This is a genomic window from Ruminococcus sp. zg-924, assembly GCF_024433635.1.
Classification (GTDB): domain Bacteria; phylum Bacillota; class Clostridia; order Oscillospirales; family Acutalibacteraceae; genus UBA7067.
Genome location: NZ_WNJZ01000015.1, coordinates 53,319 through 62,223 on the forward strand (window position 1 = coordinate 53,319; position 8,905 = coordinate 62,223).

Genomic DNA, 8,905 nt, shown 5'->3' on the forward strand with positions numbered 1-8,905 from the left:
GGGCAGGAACGGCACTTGGGTAGAACGGCGATATCAAACAAGGCACAAAAAATACGAAAGGAGGAACTGCAATGTTTGAAGATTATTATATGACGGCAGATGATGTTGCAAAGGCACTCAAGATTTCCAAATCATTCGCTTATAAGGTGATACGGAAAATGAACGCCGAACTGCAAGAACAAGGATTTTTCACAATGGCGGGTAAAGTCAACAAACAATTCTTTTTAGACAAAACCTGCTACGATGCAGCCAAAGTTAAGGAAAGGAAGTGATGTAAATGGCTGTTTACAAAGACGAAAAAACTAACACATGGATGGTTTACTACCGAGTGACCGATTGGAAAGGAGACCGAAAGCAAAGCACAAAGAGAGGTTTCCAAACGAAACGTGATGCGCTTGCTTGGGAACGAGAGTTCCTAAACAAGACTCAGGCTGACCTCAGTATGACCTTTGCGAGCTTTATTGAAACCTATACGGCGGATATGAAGAATCGCATTAAGGAAAACACTTGGCACACGAAGGAGCATATTATACGCACAAAAATCTTGCCGTACTTCGGCAAGCGCAAGATCGGCGAAATTCAGCCGAGAGATATTATTGCTTGGCAGAATGAAATGATCAAGGGTTGTGACAAGAACGGCAAGAAATACTCTCCCGTGTACCTTAAAACGCTCCACAATCAGCTCAGCGCCATTTTCAATCACGCCGTTAAGTTCTATGGCTTGAAAGAAAATCCCGCCGCTAAGGTCGGCAATATGGGTAAGGCAAGAAACCGTGAAATGCTATTTTGGACACAAGAAGAATATCAGAAATTTGCCTTTGCGGTAATGGACAAACCCGTATCCTATTACGCATTTGAAATGCTGTATTGGTGCGGTATCCGTGAGGGTGAGCTGTTAGCCTTGACCGCCGGCGATTTTGATTTTGAGCGTGGTACAGTCACTATCAATAAGTCCTATCAGCGTATTGACGGCAGAGATGTTATTACTGAGCCAAAAACACCGAAAAGCAACCGAGTGATTAAAATGCCGGATTTTCTTGTAGAGGAAATTAAGGAATACCTCTCAAAAATCTACGGTCTGCAAAAGAATGATCGTGTGTTTACTATTTCAAAGAACTATCTGCACCGTGAAATGACAAGGGGCGCAGACGAAGCAGGCGTTAAGCGTATCCGTATTCACGATCTGCGACACAGCCACATTTCCCTCTTAATTGAAATGGGATATTCGGCTGTGGCGATTGCAGACCGAGTAGGACACGAAAGTATCAATATCACTTATAACTACGCTCATCTGTTCCCGTCCACACAAACGGATATGGCAGATAAGCTTAACAATTTCCGAAAGGAGCCAACACAAAATGTCAGTTAAAAATTTAGATAAACACGACCGATTCAGATGTATCACCGTAGGATTTAGGGTATCACCCGAAGAACACGAAACGATAAACCGTATCGTGGCGCTGTCGGGACTCACGAAACAAGAATACTGCTATCGAAAATGTATGAACAGAGATGTCGTTGTTCAGGGTAATCCGAGAGTGTATAAAGCACTTAAAAACGAACTGGCCGCCGTGCTTCAAGAGTTACAGAGAATTGAAGCCGGCGGCGGTGTGAATGATGAATTACTTAATATTATTGAACTGATTGCCGACATTCTCGGCGGATTAAAGGAGGAAACAGAATGATAGATAAAAAAAATGACCGCTCCGAATGTATCTGTTGGCGCAGATACGGAGCAGCCTTCTCTAAAATCTACTGCAAATATTATAACCACCGAAGATGAAAATTTCAAGAGTTTTGAGAAAATTCAGCGTGAAATGATACGAATGATGGACCCGTCCTATCTCAAAACCGTATCAATGACCGAACTGTACGACACCGTTTACAAAAGCAAACCGCCGCTGATTGACGGCTTGCTCTATCCGGGAACGTATATCTTCGCAGGCGCACCCAAGCTCGGCAAAAGTTTTCTAATGGCGCAGTTGGCATATCACGTCAGCACGGGAACTCCGCTATGGAACTATACCGTCCGAAAAGGAACAGTGCTGTACCTTGCTCTTGAAGATGATTACCGCCGCCTTCAAGAACGCTTATATCGAATGTTCGGAACGGAGAGCGCAGACAATCTGCACTTCTCTGTTTCGGCAGGTCAGATCGGCAAGGGACTTGATGAACAGTTGCAGGGGTTTGTTACCGAACACCCCGACACCAAGCTCATAATCATAGACACGCTTCAAAAAGTGCGTGAGGTCGGCGGTGATAATTACAGTTACGCCAACGATTATGAAATTATCAACCGTATCAAAAAGTTTACCGACCGCTACGGCATTTGTGTTTTAATCGTACACCACACCCGAAAGCAAAATGCCGATGATAAGTTTGATATGATCTCGGGCACAACGGCTCTGCTCGGCGCAGCAGATGGCGGCTTCATCCTGCAAAAGGAAAAGCGTACAAGCAACAATGCCACTCTTGAGGTATCTGGCAGAGATCAACCCGACCAAAAGCTACACCTTGTCCGCAATACCGAAACTCTATTATGGGAATTGGAGCGAGTGGAAACCGAGCTTTGGAAAGAGCCGCCCGAACCTTTACTCGAAAAAGTAGCGGCGTTTATCACCGCAGACAATGCCGAGTGGTGTGGCTCACCGACGGATCTTGTCGAGGTGCTTGGTATTGATATGAAAGCCAACACTCTGTCGATGAAACTGAATATCAATGCAGGGCGTTTGTTCAATGAGTACGGTATCTGCTATGAGAACAAACGCTGTCACGATGGCCGCAAGGTGCGTCTACACCTTGAGCAAGCGTGACGATGCGTGTCGGTCGTGACGGTGTTATTGGCGGTAGCAAAAACATCGTCACCATCGTCACAGACCGACACGCTAAGTTTATCGGAGTGTGCAGAGAGCGCCTTTTCAAAGGCGGCTCTTTGCCCCTCGGAGAGCGCAATAGCAGCTTTTGATGGCAGTAGGCCGTCAAAAGTGCTTTTGCGTTACTCTTGACAAGGGTAACAGAACCCCGGCTACGCCGGATAAGGAAAGGATGTGAGATTTAATGAAAAGAACGATAAGTGCAATGGTCGGTAAAGGCTCTGTCAATCATAACAGCCGCAAGTTTAAAGCGGAAAATGTTGACGGCAGCCGAACACATCTCAATATCGACTACTGCAATGAAAATATCAAGAAAGTCTATCTCGAATTGTTTGACGAAGCTCTCGAAAGATATAATTCAAAGCAGACAAGAGCCGACCGTAAGATAGAAAACTATTACGAAAAAATCAGAATTCCAAGCAAGAAAAGCCGTTTCACGAACTGATTTTACAGATAGGCGATAAAGAAAATATGAGCGCAGAAAGCGAAAACGGAGAGCTTGCAAGAGAAATTTTAGATGAATACTATCGTGGGTTTCAGGAACGTAATCCTCAGTTAAAAGTGTTCTCGGCTCATCTGCATATGGATGAAGCAACACCCCATTTGCACATTGACTTTGTTCCGTTTACCACGGGTAGCAAGCGTGGACTTGATACAAGAGTGTCACTCAAACAGGCGCTTGCCGCACAAGGATTTAAAGGCGGAACCCGTGGAGATACCGAATGGAATCAATGGGTAAGCGCAGAAAAATCTGCACTTGCGTTTGTTATGGAACGCCACGGAATTGAATGGGAACACAAAGGTACTCACGAAAAACACTTGTCTGTTTTGGATTACAAAAAGCAGGAGCGAGAAAAGGAAATAGCTGTATTGGACAACCAACTTGCCGAGAAAAAAGACGAGTTTCAAACGGTGCAAAGCCGTATTCAAAACTATGATAACGGTACACAGGTTATCGAAGAATTGGAAAAACGCATTGAAACAGACAGCGAATTTCAACTACCCGATCCTCCTGCATTGATGTCGGCAAAATCTTATAAGCAGAAATTCGTTGACCCATTGATAAAGAAGTTGAAAGAGGTAATCAAAGAGGTGTTTTACCGTTATTATCACGCTCTTGACAGCTATCACCGACTTAATAATATCAACGCAAACCTTTATCGTGAGAACGAGCGTTTGAGTAAAATCAACGACCGTTTGACAGATGAAAACATTACGCTTAGTGCAGAAAATAAGGATTTTAGATTGCTCCGCAAGGTGTTCGGAAGTCAGCAAATTGATGCTCTGATTTCACAGGCAAAGGAGCAGGAACAGCAACGCAAGCATATAAAACAACCGTCTAATCAGCGCACAAAGCGCATTAGAAATAATGATTTTGAAAGGTAGGAAAACAAAATGGCAAAGACAATTTTTGAACAAATGGGCGGCACTTACACACAAGTTGGGGATTATCTTCTCCCTGTCTTGAAACTGTCCGAAGAAGAAAAACAAGCAAATATCGGCGTATGGGGTATGAGGCACAAACGATTTTTAAGAGAGAATCACCGTGTACTATATGCTAATCTAATGACTTCGGGAAAGCTTGTCACATACCTTGATGACATCGAGCGGCAAGCTACCGCTATGTTTCTCCGGCTGGTAAAAGAACTCGCCGAAAATGAAAATGTTACAGAAAAACTTAAGGCAGAAAATCAAATGCTGTGGGTACAAAAGATGAACAATATCCGTAATCGAGCAACAGAAATTGTAAATGCAGAATTGATTTACACGGTATAAGCACCCAGGCGGCAGGGAGAAATCTCTGCCGCCGGTTTTTTCTATATTGAAGATAGCGTATCACCAATATCCGCATTAATACAAATTGACTGACTTTTGATCTCCTGCGGGCAGACTGCTTGCCCTTTATTGATGCAGGCGTAGATAGAGTTGGGGTTCTTAGTGGTCATCTGCCAAAACGGATATTTGATTATAACAGGCGTATTCATTCCGACGCCGAGTTCTAAAAACAGGATATGGGAATTACTGTGGCGACGAATAAAATCCTCATATCGGTTTGCCGCCGCAAACCAGCCTGCGTCCTGCAAAAAAGAGTTATCACATCGCAGATTCATAGTCATAGGTCTACCGCAAACAGGACATTTCGGTATCAGCTCCGTAGGTGTTTTCATATCCTTTTGCTGTTCTGCCATTGCTCTGACAGTTTCTTCGTTATCATAGGTTTTATCGTGACAAGGCTTGGAGCATTGCCATAAGCCGTAATCGCCCTGTGTGTAGAAAAGACGTTTTTTGTCAAAGCCCGCTCGCTGAAACTGATGGTCAACATTCGTTGTCAGGACAAAATAATCCTTATCTTTTACAAGTTTAAGTAAATCGCTGTAAGGTTTGCCGACAGGACAGTCATATCGGTTTACAAGAATATGCCTTGACCACCACGCCCAGTATTCTTGGGGTGTTTCGTAAGGGTAGAAACCGCCCGAATACATATCGGTAATGCCGTATTTTTTATGAAAGTCCGAAAAATACCTCTCGAATCGTTCTCCGGCGTAATCAAAGCCTGCTGAAGCGGACAGACCTGCTCCTGCCCCTATAACAATAGCGTCTGCCGTGTTGATTTCATTCTTCAATCTTTTTATATTATCCGAGAAGTTCTCGGTAGATTTCGTAGTCTGTATCTTTGAAAACATTGAATACCACCTTGATTTTGCTATGTGAATGCCTCTTAAAGTCTTTTACTGTTTTGATTGCAATTTCAGCGGCTGTATCATTTGGAAAATGAAATTCTCCCGTTGATATACAGCAAAACGCAATGCTTTTAATACCGCTTTGCTCTGCAAGCTCCAGACAGGAGCGGTAGCAGGAAGCAAGCAAATCACAGTCTTGCCTTGTAAGCCTTCCGCCTACAATCGGACCGACTGTGTGAAGTACATATTTACAGGGCAGATTTGTATGCCGGTGTTAATTTTGCCTTGCCTGTTTCTTCTTTGTATATCTGTTTCTTCATAATTTCAGCACATTTCAAGCGAAGCTGAACACCTGCAAAGGTGTGAATCGCATTGTCGATACAACCGTGACAGGGACAGAAACAGCCCAGCATTTCGGAATTGGCGGCGTTTACGATAGCGTCACAGGCAAGGGTTGTAATATCTCCCTGCCATAAATAAATATCCGGTTCAGAAGGCTCTAAATCATCAAGACTGGTAATACCTTTTTGCCTTGTTTCCTCACAAAGATACTCGTCTTGTATGGCAATGAAATCATCACTCACAGGCAAAGGCATACGGATATTAAACAAAGAGCGCAAAAGATTTTTCTGCTCCGTTTCGTTTGTCGGAATTTTTATGCTTTCGTATTCCGGCAGTTCTTTCAGAAGCTCTGTGAGTAAATACTCTCTTTTCTCGGCTTGTGTCATAGTCTTATCCTCTTTTGATAACTGCATTATGGGGGCAGACGGTCATACAGTTACCGCAATGCAGACAGTTCTTTTGAATAACCATAGCAGGAATTGTTCCAAAATCAATGCAGTTTTGCGGACAAACTGATTCACACGCTTTACAACCGACGCAGTTATCGCTAATCACATATCCCTCATTTATTTCTTGCACGTCCCCAAAGGTGAAAGCAGCTCGCTCAATGGGCTTTTTTGAAAGGTCGAACCATTCGCCGCTTCCCTCATAAATGCGAAAAACCGTAAGAGCTTTGCGGGACTCTTTTGTCGGATAGATTTCTTTCATATAGCTGTTTTTCTCAAACAAGCTGTCGAGCGGTTCGCTGCCGATTTCCTTGACCTTACCGTTGACAGAAACGGCAACACAGGATAATGTGTCGTTACCTTTCATTCCGGTTAATGCAACATATCCTTTTTGTGTTAATCTGTCATAAAGGCTTTTACCCTTTGCAGTTAAAAAAAACAGCCCGCTATCGTCATAGTCCATTATATCAATAGCACAGGTTACCGGCAGTCCGTTATTATCTACCGTTGCCATTACGGTAGTATGGATTTCATCAACAAGATATTTCAGGTAGTTCATTTCATACCTCCTCGTTACGGTAGAGAAAGCCACGCAAAACAAACCGCTTGCGTGGCTTTCGGTTGTAATAGTTAGAACTTGCCGTTCTGATTCTGCCAAGTAGATTTGTCAGCAATCGTTTCCATTACATCCCAATGCTCGGCAATCTTGCCGTTCTCAACTCTCCAAAGGTCATAGTAAGAGGTAGGAGCACCGCCGAAGGTTCCTTCGCTTACTGCAAGTACGAAGTTGCCCTGTGCAAGCACCTGATGTACGGTCGTGTAAATCATCTGAATGTTTTGCTCTGCAAGAGCGGCGAGTGCAGCACCTAAACCGGATAAACCGTCTGCGATTCCTGTGTTATGCTGAAGGTAAGTATCACCGTCAAAATAATCAGGTGTTTTCTCAGGACGATTGCCCTGCATAACATCGTAAAGGAAGTTCTTTACGACCTCACGGTTTGCTTCGGTTTTGTCAAGGTCTTTGATTACCAAAGTTCCGTCAATCTGTGTTCTGCCGGACGGATTCGGTTCTGCTTTTGCGGCAAGGTTATCCCAATGCTCTGCAATCTTACCGTTTTCATCAAAGCGGAAGATGTCAAAAGCAACCTGTTCACCCGCACCTGCAAAATTGTAAACGGTCTGCAAGAATACCTTGTCACCGTCCTCAAAGGCACGGATATTGTTTACGGTTGTCTTAACCGGAGCGGAAGCAAGATACGCAACAGAACCGACAAAAGCGTCACGCCCTGTTCCGTATGCAAGGTTGTGCTGAATGTAGCCTTCTGCAAGCAGTTCGGTTGCTTTCTCGGTGTCACCGGTTGCGAATGTGTTAATAAGCTCAAGTGCTTTCTGTGTGTTTGTCATTTTCGTTTCCTCCTGAATATCCTTGTGGCTGTTGCCAAAAATTTTCTTAAAAATGTTCATTTTGGATTGCTCCTTTGAATTTGCTTCGAGCTTCGCAGCGGCCGTTCTCCGTAGCTCTTGACTATATTATATTTGCGACAGTACCCATTGTAAAGTAAGCACAATATTGTGGTGTAGTTACCAATAGGGAACTAATGGACGGTTACCGGGAGGAAACAAATGTGTAAACAAAGGGGTTTCAGCCGTTTTCGAGCTTAGAAAAATTTTTTGAAATTTTTTATATTTTGGAGAAACACTTGATTTCGATATTAGATGTATGGTATAATTTAATCGTTAGGAACAAAAAGAAACTATTGTGAGGCTTTATTATGAGCGACAAATTAAAAGAACTGCCGGCTTGCCCTGTTGAAACAACGCTGACCTTAATCGGCGATAAATGGAAGGTTTTAATACTCCGAGACTTACTGCCGGGGACAAAGCGTTTCGGAGAACTGAAAAAATCAATAGGCAGCGTATCTCAAAAGGTTTTGACTGCTCAGCTTCGTGATATGGAAGAAAACGGACTCGTTAATCGAAAAGTATATGCTGAAGTTCCGCCAAGAGTAGAATATTCCTTGACAGAATTGGGACAGAGCTTGAAGCCTATTCTCGATGCTATGTGGAACTGGGGCGAAGGATATAAAAGCAGTATATCAGGCAAATAAACCCCTTGCGTGACAACATAGTGACAACAAAAATCTTGACAGTCCATATTTTATGGATAATCTGAACACTCCCGATAATATGAGTAAAAATACCCATACAAAATTGTTTAAGTTACAGTTTTCGGGAGCGAGTGAGAGTGATGGCGAGAACGCAAAAAATTCAGCATTTATGCGGGTTTGCGACCTCTCGGATTGCCTTTTGATAACAATTTGATAACAGCGCCCAAAGGCGGCATTATTCTTGCTACCGAGTGGTTTGGCGGTTTAAGAATAATATTCTGATGGCTGCCTGCTGAAAATCCATATTATAAAGCCCTTAGCTGTGGTTTTGAACAAGTCCGTAAAAAATGGACAATAGAAAAAAGACCCCTCTTGATGTAGAATATACATCAGGAGGGATATTTTTATGCCAAGAAGTTATCGACATGTAAAGGAATATGAAACAGAAATAATAA

At 43.2% G+C, this 8,905-nt stretch carries 10 protein-coding genes and 2 pseudogenes; 8 read left to right on the plus strand and 4 right to left on the minus strand.

All coding sequences use genetic code 11. From position 1 onward, the window contains the following. Positions 1–71 precede the first annotated feature (71 nt). The 7 genes and pseudogenes from GMA13_RS08210 (at position 72) to GMA13_RS08240 (ending at position 4,649) form a co-directional block, all read left to right on the plus strand. Positions 72–272 carry a helix-turn-helix domain-containing protein gene (locus GMA13_RS08210; protein ID WP_255883806.1) on the plus strand — a complete coding sequence of 67 codons (201 nt, stop codon included), beginning with the start codon at positions 72–74 and terminating at the stop codon, positions 270–272. Between the two features lie 5 nt (positions 273–277). After that, complete coding sequence (locus GMA13_RS08215) at positions 278–1,369, plus strand: site-specific integrase (protein ID WP_255883804.1); 1,092 nt, start codon at positions 278–280, stop codon at positions 1,367–1,369. Further along, on the plus strand, positions 1,359–1,685 hold the full coding sequence (locus GMA13_RS08220) for a hypothetical protein (RefSeq protein WP_255883802.1): 327 nt from the start codon (positions 1,359–1,361) through the stop codon (positions 1,683–1,685). The genes GMA13_RS08215 and GMA13_RS08220 overlap by 11 nt, the downstream gene beginning before the upstream one ends. Positions 1,686–1,697: 12 nt before the next feature. Next, positions 1,698–2,813 carry a helicase RepA family protein gene (locus tag GMA13_RS08225; protein WP_255883801.1) on the plus strand — a complete coding sequence of 372 codons (1,116 nt, stop codon included), beginning with the start codon at positions 1,698–1,700 and terminating at the stop codon, positions 2,811–2,813. 27 nt (positions 2,814–2,840) lie between these two features. Further along, on the plus strand, positions 2,841–3,005 hold the full coding sequence (locus GMA13_RS08230; RefSeq protein ID WP_255883799.1) for a hypothetical protein: 165 nt from the start codon (positions 2,841–2,843) through the stop codon (positions 3,003–3,005). Positions 3,006–3,078: 73 nt separating this feature from the next. Then, positions 3,079–4,259: pseudogene (locus GMA13_RS08235) on the plus strand (plasmid recombination protein). Between the two features lie 9 nt (positions 4,260–4,268). Further along, a complete protein-coding gene (locus GMA13_RS08240; RefSeq protein WP_255883798.1) occupies positions 4,269–4,649 on the plus strand; it encodes a TnpV protein in 381 nt (126 codons plus the stop codon). Positions 4,650–4,690: 41 nt separating this feature from the next. Here the strand turns inward: GMA13_RS08240 and GMA13_RS08245 are convergent, their stop codons facing one another. The 4 genes and pseudogenes from GMA13_RS08245 to GMA13_RS08260 all read right to left on the minus strand — a co-directional run bounded on the left by GMA13_RS08245 (position 4,691) and on the right by GMA13_RS08260 (position 7,806). Continuing rightward, entirely contained in the window at positions 4,691–5,557 is an 867-nt protein-coding gene (locus GMA13_RS08245) for a Sir2 silent information regulator family NAD-dependent deacetylase (RefSeq protein WP_255883795.1), read from the minus strand. Beyond that, positions 5,508–6,282 (minus strand): annotated as a pseudogene (locus GMA13_RS08250) (protein-ADP-ribose hydrolase). Before GMA13_RS08250 ends, GMA13_RS08245 begins: the two are co-directional and overlap by 50 nt. Before the next feature lie 4 nt (positions 6,283–6,286). Next, positions 6,287–6,901, minus strand: coding sequence for a 4Fe-4S binding protein (locus GMA13_RS08255; RefSeq protein ID WP_255883792.1), 615 nt, complete (start codon positions 6,899–6,901; stop codon positions 6,287–6,289). A gap of 71 nt (positions 6,902–6,972) precedes the next feature. Then, on the minus strand, positions 6,973–7,806 hold the full coding sequence (locus GMA13_RS08260) for a nuclear transport factor 2 family protein (RefSeq protein WP_255883789.1): 834 nt from the start codon (positions 7,804–7,806) through the stop codon (positions 6,973–6,975). Between the two features lie 308 nt (positions 7,807–8,114). Between GMA13_RS08260 and GMA13_RS08265 the strand changes: the two genes are divergently transcribed. Beyond that, a complete protein-coding gene (locus GMA13_RS08265; protein WP_255883788.1) occupies positions 8,115–8,450 on the plus strand; it encodes a helix-turn-helix domain-containing protein in 336 nt (111 codons plus the stop codon). Positions 8,451–8,905 lie beyond the last annotated feature (455 nt).

Coding starts and splice junctions, on each gene's coding strand:
- GMA13_RS08225 (WP_255883801.1), top strand. CDS start 1,698: ATGACCGCTCCGAATGTATCTGTTGGCGCAGATACGGAGCAGCCTTCT.
- GMA13_RS08260 (WP_255883789.1), bottom strand. CDS start 7,806: ATGAACATTTTTAAGAAAATTTTTGGCAACAGCCACAAGGATATTCAG.
- GMA13_RS08220 (WP_255883802.1), top strand. CDS start 1,359: ATGTCAGTTAAAAATTTAGATAAACACGACCGATTCAGATGTATCACC.
- GMA13_RS08245 (WP_255883795.1), bottom strand. CDS start 5,557: ATGTTTTCAAAGATACAGACTACGAAATCTACCGAGAACTTCTCGGAT.
- GMA13_RS08240 (WP_255883798.1), top strand. CDS start 4,269: ATGGCAAAGACAATTTTTGAACAAATGGGCGGCACTTACACACAAGTT.
- GMA13_RS08255 (WP_255883792.1), bottom strand. CDS start 6,901: ATGAACTACCTGAAATATCTTGTTGATGAAATCCATACTACCGTAATG.
- GMA13_RS08265 (WP_255883788.1), top strand. CDS start 8,115: ATGAGCGACAAATTAAAAGAACTGCCGGCTTGCCCTGTTGAAACAACG.
- GMA13_RS08210 (WP_255883806.1), top strand. CDS start 72: ATGTTTGAAGATTATTATATGACGGCAGATGATGTTGCAAAGGCACTC.
- GMA13_RS08215 (WP_255883804.1), top strand. CDS start 278: ATGGCTGTTTACAAAGACGAAAAAACTAACACATGGATGGTTTACTAC.